We start from the raw sequence: 17,704 nt of genomic DNA, 5'->3' as shown, positions 1-17,704 counted from the left end.
GGTCGGTTCGTCGGCGAGCAAGATGTCGGGTTCACCGGCGAGGGCCATGGCGATGAGGATGCGCTGGCGCTGGCCGCCGGAGAACTGGTGCGGGTGGTCGTCGGCGCGCCGGTGCGGCTCGGGAATGCCGACCCGGTCCAGGAGCTCGACGGCTCGGGCTCTTCGCGCCGCCTTGTCGCGGTTGCCGTGCGCGCGAAGGACCTCTTCGATGTGGCGGCCGGCCGTCAGGACGGGGTTCAGGGCCGTCATCGGGTCCTGGAAGATCATGCCGATGCGGGCGCCGCGCACCGCGCGCAGCTCCTGTTCGGTGGCGGCGGCCAGGTCCCGGCCGTCCAGTCGGACCGTGCCGGTGGTGATGCGGCCGGTGCCGGGCAGCATCCGGTTCAGGGCAAGTGCGGTGGTGGACTTGCCGGAGCCGGACTCGCCGACGACGGCCAGGGTCTCGCCCCGGTTCAGGGTGAACGAGACGCCGCGGACGGCGCGCAGCGCCGAGCCGTCGGGGCTGGTGAACTCGACGCCGAGGTCGCGGACCTGCAGCAGCTCCTGGGCGGTCATCGGCGTATCTCCCGGTTGAGCGCCTCGGCGATGAGCGAGAGTCCGAGGACGAGCGCGGTCACGGTGACAAGGGGTCCTGCGGCGAAGTTCGGGGCCTGGGCGAGATAGGGCATGGACTGGCTGAGTACGGCCCCGAGGGTGGGTTCCGGCGGCCGTACGCCGACGCCGAGGAAGCTCATCGCGCCTTCGATGAAGACGGCGACAGTCAGCGAGACGGCGATCTGGACGATGAGCGGGTCGGCCGCGTTCGGCAGGATGTGCCGGACGAGTACCCGGCGCCCCGAACTGCCGCCGACCCGGGCGGCGGTGACGTACTCCCGTTCCCGCTGGACGAGGATCCCGCCGCGCAGCAGCCGCCCGAAGGCGGGGATCTCGGCGAGTGCGATGACGAGAACGACGGGGACGCGCCCGGGGCCGAGGATCGCGGTGACGGCGAGCGCCAGGATCAGGCCCGGGAAGGCGAGGAGGAGGTCGAAGACGCGTTGGACGACGGTGTCGGCCACCGGGTGCGCGGCGGCGACGAGGGCGAACAGGCAGCCCAGTACGGCGCCCAGGGGGACGGCGATCGCGATGATGCCGAGGTCGGCGCGGATACCGTAGAGGACTCGGCTGAGCAGGTCCCGGCCGAGGTCGTCCGTGCCCAGCGGGTGGCCCGGGGTGCCGAGGGCGGCGAGGCTCTGGCCGCTCTGGTCGGTGGGACCGTGTCCGGCGAGGAGCGGTGCGAGCAGCCCGGCGAGGACCACGGCGCCGACGAGGACGAGACCCGTGCGGGCGCGGGCGGTCGACAGAGCGCTGCGGTAGGGGTGGCGGCCGCGGACCCGGCCGCGGGCCTTGGAGGCGGCCGGCGGCGGGCCGGCGGCGAGGAGGTCGGTCGTCGAGGTCATGGGGTTACTCCCACCTGATCCGGGGATCGAGCCAGGCGTACACGAGGTCCGTGAGCAGCTGGACGAGGACGAAAACGGCTACGAGGAGCAACAGCAGGTCCTGGACGACCGGGTAGTCCCGGCGCTGGAGGCCCTGTTCGGCGAGCTGGCCGAGACCCGGCCAGGCGAAGATCGCCTCGACGAGTACGGCTCCGCCGAGCAGATGCCCCACCTGCATGCCGAGCAGGGTGACGACGGGCGGGAGGGCGTTCGGCAGGGCGTGGCGCCACAGCAGCCGGCGCGGGGCGACTCCGGCGGCGGTCGCGGTGCGGATGTAGTCCTCGGCGAGCCCGCGTTCGATGCCGTCCTTGAGGTAGCGGCCGAGGACGGCGGCGCTGGGCAGGGCCAGGCAGAGCGCTGGCAGCACCAGGTACTGCACGGCGAGGTCGGGCGCGGTCAGGAAGGGGACCCGGCCGCCCGGGGGCAGAACGCCGAGGATCACGGCGAACAGCAGCACGAGCAGGACCCCGCTGACGAAGGGTGGCACGGCCAGCGCGGTGGTCGTGGTCACCCGGACCGCGGTGCGGATCCAGCGGCTGCGGGACGTGGCCCCGAGTACGCCGAAGGCCGTACCGAGCAGGACGACGAACAGGAGCGCGGCGACGGTCAGTTCGGTGGTGGCGCCGAGCCCGTCCCCGATCAGGTCGGCGGTCTGCCCGCCGATCGCGTACGAGGGGCCGAGGTCGCCCGTCAGCAGCGAACCGATCCAGTGGGCGTACTGGGAGAGCAGGGGTGCGTCGAGGCCGAGCCGGTCCCGGATCGCGGCGACGGTGGCCGCGTCCGCGTCGGGACCGGCGAGGGTGGTGGCCGGGTCCCCGGGGACGAGCCGCAGGATGGTGAAGATCAGGAAGGAGGCGGCGAGCAGGACGAGGAGGGCCGACGGCAGCCGGCGGATCAGGTAGCTGCGCACGTCACACCAGGTAGGCGTTGTCGAGGTTGAGGTACGAGAACTTGTTGAGCGTGACGCCGTGCAGCCCGTCGGCGGCGACCTGGACCTGTCCGCGGACGACGAGGTCGATGAGGAAGGCCTCGTCGAGCAGGATGGAGGAGATCTTCTCGTGCTGGGCGTTGGCCTCGGCCGTGCCGGACTCGGGCTTGGTCCAGGCCTCTCGCACCACCTTCGTGTACGCGGCGGACCGGTACTTGGAGGTGTTCTTCGCCTCGTTGAACGGATAGGCGCTGACAGCGAGGGTGGAGGGCTGGACCTGGGCAAAGCCGTGCCCCATGGTCCACAGGGCCGGCATGTCCTGGGAGATCAGCTTCTTCTGCCCGGTGGCCAGGTCGGTGGGCTGGAGGGTGACGTGGACGCCGACCTGCTTGAGGTCGTACTGGAGGGATTCGGCGATCGCGGTGTCGCCGGGCAACGCGAGGTGCAGCAGCGGCAGTTCCAGCTTGCTGTGCCCGGCCGACTTCAGCAGTTCCCGTGCCTTGGCGGGGTCGTGGGAGTAGTGGGTGCGGTGCGCCTCGGTGAAGGCGGGCGAGGACTTGGGCCAGGGGGCGGCGGAGGCGAGGCCGTAGCCGCCGAGGGTCTGTGCGAGCAGCCGGTCACGGTCGACGGCCCAGGCCAGCGCCTGGCGTACGGTCCGGTCGTTCAGCGGGGCGACGGTGGTGTTGACCCCGAGGTAGACGGCGCCGCCGCCCGTGTCGTAGTCGCTGATGGTGAGGTGCGGATCGCTCTTGACGACGCCGAGGCTCTTGCCGGGCACGTTGAAGGAGAGCTGGGACTGGCCGGAGCGCAGCGAAGAGATCAACGCGTCGGCCTGGGGTATGACGCGTAGTTCGACACCGTCGAGGTAGGGGCGGCCGGCCTGCCAGTACGCATCGTTCCTGGTGAGACTCAGACCGGAGCCGGGGCTCCACTTCGTCAGCCTGAACGGGCCGGTGCCGATGAGCTTCTTCCCGGTGACGGCGTCCTCGACGGTCTCCGAGTCAGCGATGATCATGAACTCGAACAAGTCGAAGAGGTTGTTCACCGGATGCGTCAGCTTGAGCACCAGCTCGTGGTCGCCGCGCTTCTCGAAGCCGGTGACCGTGGCGGCGGTGGCCCGCAACTGAGCTGCTCGCACCGGGTTCTGAAGGTTCTTCACGGCGAAGATCACATCGTCCGCGGTGAACCTGCGGCCGCTGTGGAAGGTCACGTCGTCGCGCAGCCGCAGCGTGATGCTGCGCCCGTCCTTGGCGTACGTCCAGGAGCGGGCGAGCTCCGGCTTCGGGCTGAGGCGGTCGTCGTAGCGGGTGAGGGTGTTGTAGATGAGCCGGTGCTGGAGGGACTGCCCGCTCTGGGAGAACAGCAGGGCGGGCGTGAAGTCGCTGTTGACAGCGATGTTGAGGACGCCACCGCGCTTGGGCGCGGCGCTCGCGCCCTGCGGTTCGGACGAGGCCTCCGACACCGCCGAGCGGCAGCCCGCCAGGCCCAGTCCGAGAAGCAGGGTGCCGCCTCCTGCGGCGCGCAGGGTGGAGCGCCGGGAGGGTCCGGAAGGCGTGAAGGGGTACAGCTCGGTCATCGAAGCCTGCCTGTGACGGTGAGGGACGGTCGGAGTGAAGGTGCAGCGCGACGCACGGATGAGTTCGTTCCGCTGCGGGAGGAATTGAACGATCGACGAGGGACGACCTGAAGTAGCCACCGTTCGGGGGCACTTCGAGGACGTAGGGGTCAGCGCCGACGGTGCGCGGTGATGCCTGTCGGAGCGGAGAGGGGTGAGGTGCGGCGCATCAGGGCCCGATGCGGTGCGGGACCTCGGGGAACCGGCTCCGGCCGGGAGTCCCGTTGCACCGGCGGGCTGTCAGCAGGACGCTGCGAACACCGGGACGGGACCGTGCGAGAGACGGGCCGGGTCAGTTGCGGACGGCACAGACCGCGCTGGCCTGTCGACAGAGGTCGACGTGCCTGCGGGAGACGAGGCGCATGTCCGGGTTCACGGGAGCAATATGACAGTGGCTTCGCCGGACGGTCAACCCGGTCTGTCCGGATCCTGGTACGAAGCCCGTTCGCTGCCCCGTACGAGCAGTTAGCGCTGTGCGGCTGCCAGCGGGCTCCTGAACAGCGGGTTCAGCAGGATGGTGCCTGCCGCGACGGGGATGACAGCCGTCCCGGCATGCGGACTCACGATCCGTTCGGGGTCCTGGCAGACGTGGGAATGGTCCACCGCCGCGCCCCGGATCTCCTCCAGGTACTCCGGATTGACCAGACTGGAGTGCTCGGTGACCACGACCAGGTCGGGGTTGAGGACGTCCAGGAGCAGGGCCGCCGCCCGGCCGACCGCGCGGGCCCGCTCACGCAGCAGCCGGTCCGCGCGCCGGTCGCCGGCCGCCGCGGCGTCCACCACCAGGAACGCGTCGGGCTCGGGCACGATCCCGCGCCGCACGGCGGTCTGCGCGACGGCCGTGTTCGAGGCGGTCGCCTCCAGGCAGCCGGAGCGCCCGCAGGGGCAGGTGACCGTGGAGTCCGGTACGGGCAGGTGCGCCACGTCACCGGCGCCGGACCCCGGCCCCTGATGCACCACCCCGGCGATCCCGAGGGCGGCGTCGACCACGTTCCCGATGAAGAGGTGGACCAGGCTGCGGCGGGCCGCGGGCCGGCCGAAGAGGATCTCGGACTGGGCGACGGCCCGGGCGTGGTTGTCGATCCGTACCTCGATACCGCCCAGGCCACGGGCGAGTTCGGCGGCGAGGGGCCGGTGGTGCCAGCCGAGCGCGTCATGCCGCACGGCCGTCCCCGTGGCCGGGTCGACCCAGCCTCCGAGGGCCGCGCCCACACCCAGCAGGCGCCGGCCGCGGCCCGCGTCGCCGAGGAATGCGCGCAGACCCTGCACGATCCGGAGCGGCAACTCCCCGGGCGCCATGCCGTCGTGCGGGAGGGCGCGACGGGCCAACAGCCGTCCGCGCAGGTCCAGCAGGCCGAAGGTCGAACCGGGTACCCCGATGTGGACACCGCCCACGACCGGCCCGCCGCTCTCCCCGGTGTGCAGGTCGACCGGGATCTGCGGCCTGCCGACCCCGCTGCTCGCCACCAGTTCGGGCAACTCCCGTACCAGGCCGAGGCCTACGAGGTCGGTGCACTGGCGGGACACGGCGGCCGGGCTGAGCCCGGAGAGGTCGGAGATCGTCCGGCGGGCGACCGGACCGTGGTCGAGGACGGTGCGCAGCACCGTGGCGGCGTTGGTCTCGCGCCGGCCGTCACCGGTCGCCCGGAAGACGTGGGGGGCAGCAGTCATGGGGCTTCCTTCGGTCCTGCGACCCGGACGCGGGTCGCAACATTACGGCGGCATGAAATCGTCCCCGGGCCCTCGCCCGGTGCCGGGGCAGGCTGCTCACCCTCTCCGGAACAACTGGAGAAGCCCCAGGTCAGATGCTGTTTCACAAGGCTTCTCCGGAGGGGGTGCGGGCCCCGCGCAAGGGCCGATTGAACCACTGCCCGGCGCCCGGCGGGGCGGGGACGGGCGCTTGACGTACTCCGCGGGGCGCTGCGAGTCTCCGGGACATGTTCGCGACGGCCGTTACCGATGCGCGGCCCGCCCGCGCCGGCCGCACCGCAATGCCGCCCGCGTGTCCGGGCCGCTGTACCGCCGCCTGACCAGGCTGCCCCGCACCGCACTTCGGACGGCTCTCCACCCACACCCCCGCTCCCGGACGACACCCCGTCCGTCGGCGGACATCTCACGTCTCTATTGATTCCGCTCCCGAATTAATCAACTCGCCGTTGACCGCGCTCCCCAACCGGCCGGCGCACCAGCGTGTCCTTCGAAAGGGATCTGCCATGACCTCCACAACCACCGCACCCGCTCCCGCCGTTACCGTCCAGAAGCTCGGCGGGCGCATCGGCGCCGTCATCTCCGGGGTCCGCCTGGGCGGGGATCTCGCCCCCGAGACCGTCGAGGCCGTCCGGGCGGCGCTGCTGGCCAACAAGGTCGTCTTCTTCCGCGGCCAGGACCATCTGGACGAGGACAGCCACGAGGCGTTCGGGCGGCTGCTCGGCACCCCGGTCGCCCATCCGACGGTCCCGTCCGCCGACGGCCGCTACTCGCTCGGCATCGACTCCGACCACGGCGGCCGGGCGAACCAGTGGCACACCGATGTCACGTTCGTCCCCGCCTACCCGGCCTTCTCCATCCTGCGCGCCGTCGTCATCCCGCCGTACGGCGGCAACACCCTGTGGTCCAACACCGCTGCCGCCTACGCCGAGCTGCCCGAGCAGCTGCGCACCCTGGCGGACAGTCTGCGGGCCGTCCACTCCAACGACTACGACTACGTCGCCCTGCGGCCGAACGCCCTGCCGGAGGCGCTCGCCAAGTACCAGGAGGTGTTCACCTCGACGAAGTTCCTCACCGAGCACCCGGTGGTCCGCGTCCATCCCGAGACGGGCGAGCGTGTGCTGCTCCTCGGCAACTTCGTCCAGCGGATCAGCGGGCTGACCGGCCGCGACTCCCGGGCGCTGGTCGATCTGTTCCAGTCCCACATCGAGCGCCCGGAGAACACGGTGCGCTGGGACTGGCAGGTGGGCGACGTCGCCATCTGGGACAACCGTGCCACCCAGCACTACGGCGTGGACGACTCCGACACCCACGAGCGCAAGCTGCGCCGCGTCACCATCGACGGCGACGTCCCGGTCGGCACCGACGGCCGCTCCTCCACCCTCATCAGCCCCGAGGCGGTGCCCGACCCGTCCTTCGGCATCGCGTCCGGCGCCTCGACGGCCGAGACCGCGGGCGTGTGAGCGTGCCCGTACCGCACAGTGAGTCACCGGCCCCGGCGGGCGGCGCTGCGGCGTCGCCCGCGGGGGTGCCTCCGCAGGTGATCGTGATCCTCACCGACCAGCAGCGCTGGGACACGGCCGGCGTACACGGCAACCAGGCGGGGGTGACTCCCGAGTTCGACCGGATCGCCCGCGAGGGCACCCTGTTCGAGCAGGCGATCACCCCCAACCCGGTCTGCGCACCGGCCCGTTCCGCGCTGCAGACCGGCCGCTTTCCGACCGCGACGGGCGTCTTCCGCAACGGTCTGCCGCTCCCCCGGGACATCCCCACACTCGCCGGAGAGTTCGCCGCGGCCGGGTATGTGACGGGATACATCGGCAAGTGGCATCTGGCGGGCGAGGACCAGCCGGACGGTGCGGTGACACCGGGCCGCCGGGGCGGCTACGAGAGCTGGCTGGCCTCGGACCGGCTCGAGTTCACCTCGGATGCCTACCGCACGGTGGTGTACGACGAGGGAGGGGATGCCGTCCGGCTGCCAGGATACCGCTCGGACGCCCTGATCGACGCGGCGATCCGTTTCGTGGCCGACCACCACGACCGCCCGTACCTGCTTTTCCTCTCCCTGCTGGAGCCGCACCACCAGAATCCGACCGACGACTACCCGGCTCCGACGGGCTACCGCGAGCGCTACGAGGGCGCGTGGCTGCCCCCGGACCTCGCCGCGCTCGCACCGGACGCCCCGCAGGGCGGTGCGCACCGGCATCTGGCCGGATACCTCGGGCAGATCAAGCGGGTCGACGAGGGGGTGGGGCGGCTGCGCGATGCCCTGCGCAGCATCGGGACCGAGGAGAACACCGTGCTGGCCTGGACGGCGGATCACGGTTCCCACTTCCGTACCCGCAACAGCGAGTACAAGCGCTCGGCCCATGAGGCGTCCGTCCGTGTGCCGCTCGCGCTAACCGGACCGGGCTTCAGCGGCGGCGGGCTCGTCAGCCGGCCTGTCGGCACGGTCGACCTGATGCCCACCCTGCTGGCAGCTGCGGGTCTCCCGGTTCCCGATGGTCTCCACGGACGCTCCCTGCTGCCGCTGACCGGTGGGGGTCGCGATCCTGGCCGGCCAGGCTCCGTGTTCGTCCAGATCAGCGAAGACCGGGTGGGACGCGCGGTGCGTACCTCCCGGTGGAAGTACGTGGTGGACGCGCCGGGCGCGGACGCGTGGAACGATCCGGGCGCGGACCTCTACACAGAGACGGAACTGTACGACCTGGCAGCGGACCCGTACGAGCTGGACAACCTCGCCGGGCTGGAATCGCACCGGGAGGTCGCCGACGAGCTGCGCCGGAATCTGCTGGGCTGGCTCGAGCGGGTCGAGGACGCGAAGCCGGAGATCGAACGGGCGGCCGCGCGCCCGTCGGGCCAGCGCCGCGCGGAGTCGTTCCCGGCCGGGTCACCGTGGGAGGGTGTGCGGTTCGGTCACCGGCCGCGACCCTGACGGGCCCGGGCCCTTCGTTGATGTCGCTCAGACGCCCTGGGCGACGACGACGGCATCGGGCTCCTGACGTGTCCCCGCCGCCCACCGTGCCGCCGGCCCCAGCGCGTACGACGCGGCGAGGACGACTCCCCCGAGCAGCAGCCAGCCCGCCGTGCCCCGTCCGACCAGCAGCATGGTGAGCAGGAGGGGCCCCAGCGTGCGCGCGACGGTGACGCCGGTTCCGAAGAAGCCCTGGTACTCGCCGATGCGCCCGGCCGGTGCCAGATCGAAGGAGAGCTGCCAGGAGCCGGCCGAGTGCAGCATCTCCGCCGCGACCAGCAGCACGGAGCCACCGGCCAGGGCGGTCACCGCGAGCCAAGGGTCGTCCACCGCCGACATGGCGAGGACGAGGCAGGTCAGGACCATGAGCGCGCCGGACCGGCGAATGGCTCGCGCTGCAGTGGAGATCCCGTTCACGAAGCGGGCGGTTCGGACCTGGAAGAGCATCACGGCACCGGTGTTGAGCACGAAGAGCGCGGAGACCACCCACTCGGGAGCCTCGGTCCGTTCGGTGATCCACAGCGGCAGGCCGACGCTGAGCAGCGGCATGCGTATGAGGAGCACGGCGTTGAGGAGCGTGACCACGGCGTACGGCCGGTCCCGCAACACCGCAAGCTTCGCGCCCCGGTCCCCCGGCACCGCCGCCACGGGCGGCAGCCGGAGCAGGACGAGTGCGCTGAGCAGGAAGCTTGCGGCGTCGACGGAGAAGACCGCGAGGTACGCCGCCGTGGTTCCGGCAGACAGCGCGAGGCCGCCGAGTGCGGCGCCCACGGCAAGGCCCGCGTTCAGCGTCGACTGCAGGTGGGCGAGCGCACCGGTGCGCTCCTCCTTGGCGACGAGGCCCGCGAGCAGGGCCTGCCGGGCGGCGGCGAGGCCCGACTGCGCGGTGGCGTAGAGGCAGGCGGCTGCGAGGAACAGCGCGAAGTCCCGTACTACGAGGAAGGACGCGACCGCGGCACCGGTGGCGAGGGCGAGTACGACCGCCGTTCCCCGCGGGCCCCGGCGGTCGGCGATCCGGCCGAGGGGCACCCCGACGAGGGAGCCGACCGCCCAGGCGACGGTGAGTCCGAGCCCGATCCTGGCGGGGGCGAGGCCGACCACATGGGTGAAGTAGAGGGCCGAGGTGACGTAGTACGCGCCGTCGCCGACGGAGTTGGTCAACTGGGCCAGTGAAAGCGTGCGTTGAGGCCCGACCGGCGGCAGGAATTTCGGCATGGCGTTGACGTTACGCAGGGATCGGCTCACCGGTGTGGGGCAATTCAGCACCGCGTGAGTGGGCCATTTCAGCCGTTTCCGTTCAGTCGGCGAAGTGCCGGCGCAGGTGCAGGTCGAAGAACCGCTCGACGAGACCGGAGGTGAGCGCACCGGACCGGTCCTGTGCGCGCTCACCGGACCGCGTGGTGTGCACGGTCGTGGCCAGAGGCGGCGTGCGCTCGAGTGCGTCGGTGTTGAAGAAGCCGTGTCCGGCCCCGTGGACCGACACCAGGGTCGCTTCGCTGCCGGCGCCGTGCAGGGCGTCGAAGAGCCGTTCGCTCTGCCTCGGCCCGACCAGGAGGTCCGCGTCTCCGTGCAGGATCAGGAAGGGTGCCGTCGGCCCGCTGGCGTGGCTCACCGGACTTGCCTGCGAGGCGGGTTCGGGATGCTCCGTCGTCGGGCCGCCGAGCAGTCCCCAGGGCGGGGACGACGGGTCGATGTCGTTCACGACCCCGCCCGGCAGGCTGTCCGCGTCCATGTGGAGGAGGTCGGCGGGACCGTAGCCGTCGACGACGGCCTGCACGTCGCTGGGATACGCGCCATGACCCCCGTTCCCCTCCCACGCCGGGTCGCCGCCGGTCAGTCCGAGCAGTGCGGCCAGATGCCCGCCGGCCGAGCTTCCCCATGCGCCGATGCGTTCCGCGTCCAGGCCGCGGTCCTGCGCCACCGACCGCAGGTAGCGCACGGCGGCTTTCACGTCGTGCAGTTGGGCCGGCCAGAGCGCCGTACGGCTCGACCGGTACTCGATGTCCGCCATGGCGTAGCCGCGCTGGGCGAACAGCCGTCCCAGGTGAGGGCCCATGCCCCGGGCGGCCCGCTGCCATCCGCCGCCCGGCAGCCAGACGATGACGGGACGCGGCCCGGGCACGCCCTCGGGCAGGTACAGATCCAGTCGCAGTTCACCGCCGGTGCCGGGCTCGGAGAAGACCAGGTCACGCAGAACCGTCACGGCCGCTGCGGGCGCCGTCGGTCCCGGTGGCGAGGTCGTGGCAAGGCCCTCGACGTAGGTCTGCATCAGGGTCGCGTTACGGCCGCGCTGCTCCGCTTCGGCCAGGCCGTCCGCCTCCGCTCGCGGGCTCATGCTCCCTCCCACTGCTGACCGGGGGCGGGAATGTTCCGGTAGCGGGTGAACGCCTGCTGCATCCGGTCCGGGGAGGGGATGAAGGGGGTGGTCGGCACGTCCCGTTCCTCCGTCAGGTCGCCCAGCGCCTGGAAGAAGCGCTCGAATCCGCCGGTGGACACGCCGAGGATCTTGTTGTACTCGCCTTCGGTGCGGTACGAGTGGACGATGCCCGCGGGCACATAGCCGAAGTCGCCCGGGCGCAGCAGTCTGCTCTCCTGACGCCCGTCGGGGTGTTCCAGGAAGACGCGGGCGGCCCCCTCCACCACGTAGAAGATCTCGTGCACGTCCTCGTGCGAGTGCGCGACGATCAGGTCGCCCTTGGGCTGGCGGGTGGTGAAGACCCCGAACTGGCCCTCCGTCTCGTCCGCGGACAGCAGGACCGTCACGACGCTGTCGAACAGCTTCGCCCGTTCGCCGTCCCCGTCCTCCAGGAAGAAGGGCGCGGGGCGCCCCGGAAGGACTCCCTCCCAGGACGGCTTCGACCGGCGGTCGGGGACTTGATCGAATGTCACAGGTGCCTCCAAGGGGCGGGTGCGCGTGCGGTCAAGTCTGCTGACGCACCTCTACGGAAGCCATGACCTGTTACCCCAAGCATCATGAGGACGAACCTAACCTTGCAGGTCAGAGGGGTCCCTAGCCCTGACTGCCCTCAGCCGGGTCCGGTCCGCCCGGTCTCGCGGCGTGCCACGCGTACGGCGAGTTCCTCGACCGCCAGGACCGCGGCGGAGGGGGCTCCGGCCGACCGGAGCAGGTAGACGGTGGCGTCGGGCAGTCCTCGCACCGGGACGAACGCGACGCCGTGCCGGGGCGAGCCGGATACCGCTCCGGCACCGGCGATGTTCACCGCGAGACCCGCCGCGCAGATGTCGAGGACCTCCTCGAACGTGGCGGCGACGTACGCGACCTCGGGAACGAACCCGTCGCTGCGCGGCAGCCCGAGCCAGTCGGTCAGCGCCTCGTCGCCCAGCGTCGCGACGAAGTGCTCGTCCGCCACCTCGTCCACGGTGACGCTGTTCCGGCCGGCCAGCGGGTGGCCGGCGCCGACCACCAGGACCCGGCCCTCGGACCACAGCGGGACCGTGTGCAGGTCCGGGCCCGAGGGAGCCGACAGGGCCGGCGCCATGACCACGTCGACCACGCCCGTACGCAGCGCGGTCAGGGAGCCGTCGAACCCGAGGCGCCGGATCTTCCACCGCGTTGCGGGAAAGGTGCGCGCGGCCTCAGCCAGGATGACGGAGCCGATGTGGCTGCCGACCACGAGACCGACGCGGACCACCGCCCCGCCCGCCCGGCGTTCCTCGGCCCACGACACGATGTCGTCGAGCGCCGCGATGGAACGGCGGGCCATCGGCAGCAGTTCCGACCCCAGTTCGGTGAGTTCGACGTGGCGCGCGTCCCGGCGGAACAGCGGGGCGCCGAACCTCCGTTCCAGCGCGGCGATCTGCTGGCTCAGCGACGGGGCGGAGATGCGCAGGCCCTGCGCGGCACGGGCGAAGTGGAGCTCGTGTGCCACGGCGACGAAGTACCGCAGCTGCTGGACCGTGAGATCCACGGAGATCCTCCTGGTGGGACCGCCCCTACGGCAGGGGCAGTCCGGCGTAGTTCTGCGCGAGTTCGGCGGCGGCGTGCGGAGAGGAGGCGATCCTGTCCAGCTGCGAGATCTGCAGCCTGGTGTCGAAACCGCTCTGCCCGGGGTCGGTGTGGAGCGTGGTGGTCATGACGTACGAGAAGTGCTCGGCCCGCCACACCCGGCGCAGGCAGGTGTCCGAGTAGGCGTCCAGCAGGTCGGACGATCCGGTCGTGTGCCGGCGCACCAGGGCGCGAGCCAGTACGACGACGTCGGCCGCCGCCAGGTTGAGCCCCTTTGCCCCGGTGGGCGGGACGATGTGGGCGGCGTCCCCGGCGAGGAACACCCGGCCGTGGCGCATCGGCTCGGTGACGGAACTGCGCATCGGCAGAACGGACTTCGCGGTGATGGGGCCGCGTCGCAGTTTCCAGTCCCCGTCGACGGCGAAGCGGGCGTCGAGCTCGTCCCAGATCCGCTCGTCGGACCAGTCGGCGGGGTCGGTGCCGTTGGGTACCTGGAGGTAGAGCCGGCTGACCTCGGGCGACCGCATGCTGTGCAGGGCGAAGCCGCGCGGCGAGTGGGCGTAGATCAGTTCGTCGCAGGACGGCGGTACGTCGGCCAGGATCCCCAGCCAGGAGTACGGGTACACCCGGTCGTACGTCCGCTGCACGCCGTCGGGGATCGCGGCCCGGGTGACGCCGTGGAATCCGTCGCAGCCCACCACGTAGTCGCAGGTGAGTACCTCGTCGCGGCCTTCGTGGGTGTAGTGGACGGTCGGCCGGTCGGTGTCGGCCCCTTCGACCGACGTGACCTCGGCGCCGAAGAACAGCGGTGCGCCGTCCTCCAGTTGCAGGGCTATGAGGTCCTTGACGACCTCCGTCTGGGCGTAGACCCATACCCGTCGGCCGTCGGTGAGCGAGGGGAAGTCGACGCGGTGGGACCGGCCGTCCCAGCGCAGCTCGATCCCGTCGTGCACCAGCCCCTCGGCGTCGAGGCGCTCGGCCGCACCGGCCTCGCGGAGGGCGTCGACGGTGGGCTGTTCGAGAATGCCGGCGCGCTGACGCTGTTCGACGTAGGCGCGGTCCCGGCTCTCCAGAACCACACACTCGACGCCCGCGCGATGCAGCATCCGGGCGAGCAGAAGTCCCGCCGGTCCGCCGCCGATGATCCCTACGGTTGTCTGCACGGTCTACTTCTCCTCTGCGCTGTGGCTGATTTCGGTGAGGATCCGGTCCGCTGCGGCGAACGCGGCGTTGGCTGCCGGGACTCCGCAGTAGACGGCTGCCTGGAGCAGGACCTCCTGGACGTCCTCGGGTGTGAGGTCTCCGCTGACCAGCGCGGCCCGCAGGTGCATGGCCAGCTCCTCGTGGTGGCCGAGGGCCACCAGGGCCGTGAGGGTGAGGCAGCGCCGGGTGCGGTGGTCGAGACCGGGCCGGGTCCACACCTCGCCCCAGGCGTAGCGGGTGATGAAGTCCTGGAAGACGGCGGTGAAGGGGGTGGTCCGCGCGATGGCCCGGTCGACGTGGGCGTCGCCGAGGACGGTACGGCGTACGGCGAGGCCGGCGCCGTGGCGGGAGGCGTCGTCGGTGGCCCTCGCGGCCGTGAAGTGGCCGCGCAGCGCAGCCGTTACGGGTGTCGGCCGTTCGACGTTGGCCAGGTGCGAGGCGCCCGGAAGTTCGATCAGGGTCGAGCCGGGGATGGTGTCGGCCAGTTCGCGGGCGTGGGCGACCGGGGTCGCGGGGTCGTCACGGCCCGCCACGACGAGCGTGGGGGCGGTGATGCCTGCCAGTTCACCGCGCAGGTCGTACGCGGCGAGGGCGTCGCACAGCGAGGCGTAGGCGTGGGGGTCGACGTCGTGCAGGCCGGCCAGGACGGCGCGGGCCGCGGGGCTGTCGGCGAAGTCCGTGGTGAACCAGCGGCCCCCCGCGGTGTCGGCCACCGGTCCGATGCCTTCGGTCCGTACGAGGGCGGCGCGCTCGCGCCATGCCTCCGGTTCGCCGAAGCGCGCCGAGGAGCAGACGAGCGCGAGTGAGGTGACCCGGTCCGGGTGGTGGACGGCCAGCCAGGCGCCGACCGCGCCGCCGAGGGATATACCGGCGTACGCGAACCGCTCGATGCCGAGGGCGTCGGCCAGGCGGAGGACCTGTCGGCCCAGCTCCGCGACGCCGTCGCCGACGGGGAACAGTGCGGCGGGGGTGCCGCCGTGACCGGGCAGGTCCCAGCGGACGACGCGGTGATCGCGGGCCAGGCCGGCGGTCTGTGCGTCCCACACGGACAGTGCGGTGCCGAGGGACGGCCCGAGAAGGAGGGGCGGTCCGGAGAGGGGGCCGTCCACCTGGTGGTGGAGAAGGCGCGCTGTGGGTCCGGTCGGGGTGGTCATGGGGCTCCTGGTCCGGCCGGTGCCGGATGCGATGAGTGCCCGGCGGCAGCTGCCGGGAGTGCGCGGTGCGGGTGTGCCGTCGCCTGGCAGCCAAGGCGGGTCGGGGTCGTTGTGTGCGGTCTGCGCGTCATTCCGGAACGGTTCCCCCGTCGTGGTGCCGGCGCAGCGCGCGGTCGACGAGAAGGCCGGCCGATCCCGTGTATCCGGACGGGTCGGTGAGGGTTGCCAGCTCGCCCGGCGACACGATGCCCGCCAGTGCGGGGTCCTGGGCGAGGGCTTCGTGGAGGGGGATTCGCTCGCGGGCCGCGCGGGCGGCTCCCCCGGTCACCGCCGTGCGGGCCGTGGCCCGTCCCATCCTTGCCGAGAGGACGGCGGTGAGCCGTTCGCTGACGATCAGTCCGCCGGTCGCGCCGAGGTTCGCGCGCATGCGCCCGGGGTGGGCCCGCAGCCCCTCGGCCAGGGCGGCCGCCGCGTCGGCGGCTCCGCCGACCGTGCGCAGCGCCTCCCGCAGGGGCTGCCATTCGGCATGCCACGCTCCGGGCGGGCGCTCGTCCTCGGCGGCGAGTGCCCCGTACAGGATCCCCGCCAGCGCGGGGACCTGGCGGGCGGCCGAGGCGATGAGGACGGCACGGGCCGGATTGGCCTTGTGCGGCATCGTCGACGAGCCGCCGCCGGTGCTCTCGGAGACCTCACCGATCTCGGTGCGGGAGAGGACGAGGACGTCCGCGGCGAGTTTCCCGAGCGCCCCGGCGGTGAAGGCCAGCGCTCCGGCCAGGTCGGCGACGGGGGTACGCAGGGTGTGCCAGGGCAGTGGGGGCACGGTCAGCCCCGTAGCGTCGGCATAGGCCGCGACGAGGCTGAGGCCGGTGTCCCGGTCCGTCGCCCGGAGCTCGTCCGCGACCGGCTCCGCGGGCTCCGCGAAGGCCGCGAAGGCGGCCAGCGTCCCTGCCGCACCGCCCAGTTGCACCGGCAGGGTGTCCAGGACCGCCGCGATCCGGTCGCGGGCATCGAGGACCAGGCTGCGCCAGCCCGCCGCCTTCAGGCCGAAGGTCGTGGGCACGGCATGCTGGGTGAGGGTGCGGCCCGCCATCGGCGTGTCCCGGTGCTCGGCGGCGATGAGCGCGAGAGCGGCGGCGGCCCGGTCCAGGTCGGCCAGGATCAGCCGCAGGGCCTCGGACGCCACCAGCATGGCGGCGGTGTCGAGGATGTCCTGGCTGGTCGCGCCCCGGTGGACATGGGCGGCGGCCTCCTCGGACCGTTCGGCGACGGCGGCCGTCAGGTCGGCGGCCAGCGGGATGACCGGGTTCCCACCCGAACGGGCCCGCAGCGCCAGGGAGCGCACGTCGAACCGGGTGGCGTCGGCCGCGGCCGACGCGACGGTGTCCGCGGTTCCGGCCGGGGCGTGGCCGAGTGACTCCTGGGCGCGGACGAGCGCCGTCTCGGCAGCGAGCAGGGCGCGTACGTAGGCGGCGTCGCCCGTCGCGTTTTCGACCGCCGTACCGGCGCGGACCGGTGCCAGCAGTCCGACGTCCGCCGCCGTGTCACCCGGAGCCGCCGGGCCGGAGTTCGCCGCCGCGTCACCCGAAGTCAAGGAAGACCGTCTCCTCATGTACGCCGTCGTACTGCAGACGGATGTCGAAGCGGTGGATGCCGGTGCCCTCCGGCGTGGTGAGGAGGGTGGCCCGCCGCTCCTCGGGAAGCGCCGCGAGCAGCCCGTCCCGGTCGAGGCCGGCGGCGTCGTGCAGATAGGCGCGAGTGTGCAGGTGGTGCGTCAGACCGCGGGCGAGGACGACGATCGCGAGGTACGGGGCTCCGCCCGGCGGCAGAGTCGTGACGGTGTAGTGCCCGTCCGCGTCCGTCGCCACCCGGCCGAAGCCGGTGAACGCGACCGCGTGGCGGCCGATGACCGCCCCGGTGACGGGGTCGCGGCGCAGCGTGCCGGGCGCTCCGTGCCGGGAGCCGTCGGGCGCGGGCTGCCAGACCTCGACGAGGGCGTCGGGCACCGGTTCGCCGGCCCCGTCCAGGACGTGGCCGTGCAGGACCACGGTGCCGGCGCGGCCGGGCGGCGCGATGTCGCCGCCGCCCGGGAAGGGCAGGGCGTAGCCGTAGAAGGGTCCGACGGTCTGGGACGGGGTGGGCAGAAGCTCCCCGGCCGCGGAAGCAGGTATGGCGGCGGACATCAGCGGCCCTCCTCGGTCCAGGTGGCGGACGGGCCGTCGAGGACGATGTCCCAGCGGTAGCCCAGCGACCATTCGGGGGTGGACAGTTCGTGGTCGTACTCCGCGACGAGACGGCCGCGGGCGTCGTCGTCGGTGACGGACTGGAGGATCGGGTCGTAGGCGAAGAGCGGGTCGCCCGGGAAGTACATCTGGGTGATCAGACGCTGCGTGAACGCCGCCCCGAACAGCGAGAAGTGGATGTGCGCGGGGCGCCAGGCGTTGGTGTGGTTGCGCCAGGGGTAGGCGCCCGGCTTGACCGTGACGAAGGAGTACCCGCCCTGCTCGTCGGTCAGGCAGCGGCCCACGCCGGTGAAGTTCGGGTCGAGGGGGGCGGGGTGCTGGTCGCGCAGGTGGGCGTACCGGCCCGACGCGTTGGCCTGCCAGATCTCGACGAGCTGGCCGCGCACGGGACGGCCCGAGCGGTCGAGGACCCTCCCGGTGACCGTGATCCGCTCCCCC

17 protein-coding genes are annotated in these 17,704 nt (G+C 72.4%); 2 read left to right on the top strand and 15 right to left on the bottom strand.

Annotated features, from left to right (window positions below; translation table 11 throughout):
* From JGS39_RS21995 to JGS39_RS21975, 6 genes are all read right to left on the bottom strand, one after another.
* The coding region (locus JGS39_RS21995; RefSeq protein ID WP_219571064.1) for an ABC transporter ATP-binding protein at nucleotides 1–555 on the bottom strand (555 nt) is incomplete at its 3' end.
* Nucleotides 552–1,439: an ABC transporter permease gene (locus tag JGS39_RS21990; RefSeq protein WP_219571061.1), complete on the bottom strand. Its 888-nt coding sequence runs from the start codon at nucleotides 1,437–1,439 to the stop codon at nucleotides 552–554. The genes JGS39_RS21995 and JGS39_RS21990, both read right to left, overlap by 4 nt.
* 4 nt (nucleotides 1,440–1,443) lie before the next feature.
* Complete coding sequence (locus JGS39_RS21985) at nucleotides 1,444–2,388, bottom strand: ABC transporter permease (protein WP_219571058.1); 945 nt, start codon at nucleotides 2,386–2,388, stop codon at nucleotides 1,444–1,446.
* A gap of 1 nt (nucleotide 2,389) precedes the next feature.
* The gene (locus tag JGS39_RS21980) at nucleotides 2,390–3,982 is read right to left on the bottom strand and encodes an ABC transporter substrate-binding protein (protein ID WP_219571054.1); all 1,593 of its coding nucleotides are present in this window, start codon (nucleotides 3,980–3,982) and stop codon (nucleotides 2,390–2,392) included.
* A 331-nt stretch (nucleotides 3,983–4,313) separates the two neighbouring features.
* On the bottom strand, nucleotides 4,314–4,385 hold the full coding sequence (locus tag JGS39_RS41930) for a putative leader peptide (RefSeq protein WP_315986294.1): 72 nt from the start codon (nucleotides 4,383–4,385) through the stop codon (nucleotides 4,314–4,316).
* A gap of 101 nt (nucleotides 4,386–4,486) precedes the next feature.
* The gene (locus JGS39_RS21975; RefSeq protein ID WP_219571052.1) at nucleotides 4,487–5,692 is read right to left on the bottom strand and encodes an ROK family transcriptional regulator; all 1,206 of its coding nucleotides are present in this window, start codon (nucleotides 5,690–5,692) and stop codon (nucleotides 4,487–4,489) included.
* A 542-nt stretch (nucleotides 5,693–6,234) separates the two neighbouring features.
* Here JGS39_RS21975 and JGS39_RS21970 point away from each other — a divergent pair.
* The gene (locus tag JGS39_RS21970) at nucleotides 6,235–7,191 is read left to right on the top strand and encodes a TauD/TfdA dioxygenase family protein (protein ID WP_219571050.1); all 957 of its coding nucleotides are present in this window, start codon (nucleotides 6,235–6,237) and stop codon (nucleotides 7,189–7,191) included.
* Nucleotides 7,192–7,268: 77 nt separating this feature from the next.
* The gene (locus JGS39_RS21965) at nucleotides 7,269–8,663 is read left to right on the top strand and encodes a sulfatase-like hydrolase/transferase (RefSeq protein ID WP_219571048.1); all 1,395 of its coding nucleotides are present in this window, start codon (nucleotides 7,269–7,271) and stop codon (nucleotides 8,661–8,663) included.
* 27 nt (nucleotides 8,664–8,690) lie between these two features.
* On the opposite strand, the gene JGS39_RS21960 is transcribed toward JGS39_RS21965, so the two are convergent.
* From JGS39_RS21960 to pcaH, 9 genes are all read right to left on the bottom strand, one after another.
* Nucleotides 8,691–9,917 (bottom strand): MFS transporter, encoded by a 1,227-nt coding sequence (locus tag JGS39_RS21960; RefSeq protein ID WP_219571046.1) that lies wholly within the window; start codon nucleotides 9,915–9,917, stop codon nucleotides 8,691–8,693.
* A gap of 82 nt (nucleotides 9,918–9,999) precedes the next feature.
* Nucleotides 10,000–11,037, bottom strand: a complete 1,038-nt coding sequence (locus tag JGS39_RS21955) for an alpha/beta hydrolase (protein WP_219571044.1) — start codon at nucleotides 11,035–11,037, stop codon at nucleotides 10,000–10,002.
* Nucleotides 11,034–11,591, bottom strand: a complete 558-nt coding sequence (locus JGS39_RS21950; RefSeq protein ID WP_219571042.1) for a quercetin 2,3-dioxygenase — start codon at nucleotides 11,589–11,591, stop codon at nucleotides 11,034–11,036. The genes JGS39_RS21955 and JGS39_RS21950 overlap by 4 nt, the downstream gene beginning before the upstream one ends.
* Before the next feature lie 137 nt (nucleotides 11,592–11,728).
* Nucleotides 11,729–12,631 carry a LysR family transcriptional regulator gene (locus JGS39_RS21945; protein ID WP_219571040.1) on the bottom strand — a complete coding sequence of 301 codons (903 nt, stop codon included), beginning with the start codon at nucleotides 12,629–12,631 and terminating at the stop codon, nucleotides 11,729–11,731.
* Nucleotides 12,632–12,656: 25 nt separating this feature from the next.
* The gene (locus JGS39_RS21940; RefSeq protein WP_219571038.1) at nucleotides 12,657–13,832 is read right to left on the bottom strand and encodes a 4-hydroxybenzoate 3-monooxygenase; all 1,176 of its coding nucleotides are present in this window, start codon (nucleotides 13,830–13,832) and stop codon (nucleotides 12,657–12,659) included.
* A 3-nt stretch (nucleotides 13,833–13,835) separates the two neighbouring features.
* Nucleotides 13,836–15,026, bottom strand: coding sequence for a bifunctional 3-oxoadipate enol-lactonase/4-carboxymuconolactone decarboxylase PcaDC (gene pcaDC, locus JGS39_RS21935; protein ID WP_219571036.1), 1,191 nt, complete (start codon nucleotides 15,024–15,026; stop codon nucleotides 13,836–13,838).
* A gap of 127 nt (nucleotides 15,027–15,153) precedes the next feature.
* Nucleotides 15,154–16,617 carry a 3-carboxy-cis,cis-muconate cycloisomerase gene (pcaB, locus tag JGS39_RS21930; RefSeq protein ID WP_236063996.1) on the bottom strand — a complete coding sequence of 488 codons (1,464 nt, stop codon included), beginning with the start codon at nucleotides 16,615–16,617 and terminating at the stop codon, nucleotides 15,154–15,156.
* A complete protein-coding gene (pcaG, locus tag JGS39_RS21925; protein ID WP_219571032.1) occupies nucleotides 16,604–17,206 on the bottom strand; it encodes a protocatechuate 3,4-dioxygenase subunit alpha in 603 nt (200 codons plus the stop codon). The genes pcaB and pcaG overlap by 14 nt, the downstream gene beginning before the upstream one ends.
* Nucleotides 17,206–17,704: protocatechuate 3,4-dioxygenase subunit beta (gene pcaH / locus JGS39_RS21920; RefSeq protein ID WP_219571030.1), on the bottom strand; the 499-nt coding region annotated here is incomplete at its 5' end. The genes pcaH and pcaG, both read right to left, overlap by 1 nt.

It is taken from the genome of Streptomyces poriferorum (genome assembly GCF_019399235.1).
GTDB lineage: Bacteria > Actinomycetota > Actinomycetes > Streptomycetales > Streptomycetaceae > Streptomyces > Streptomyces poriferorum.
This window is presented reverse-complemented; position numbering and strand designations above follow the sequence as displayed.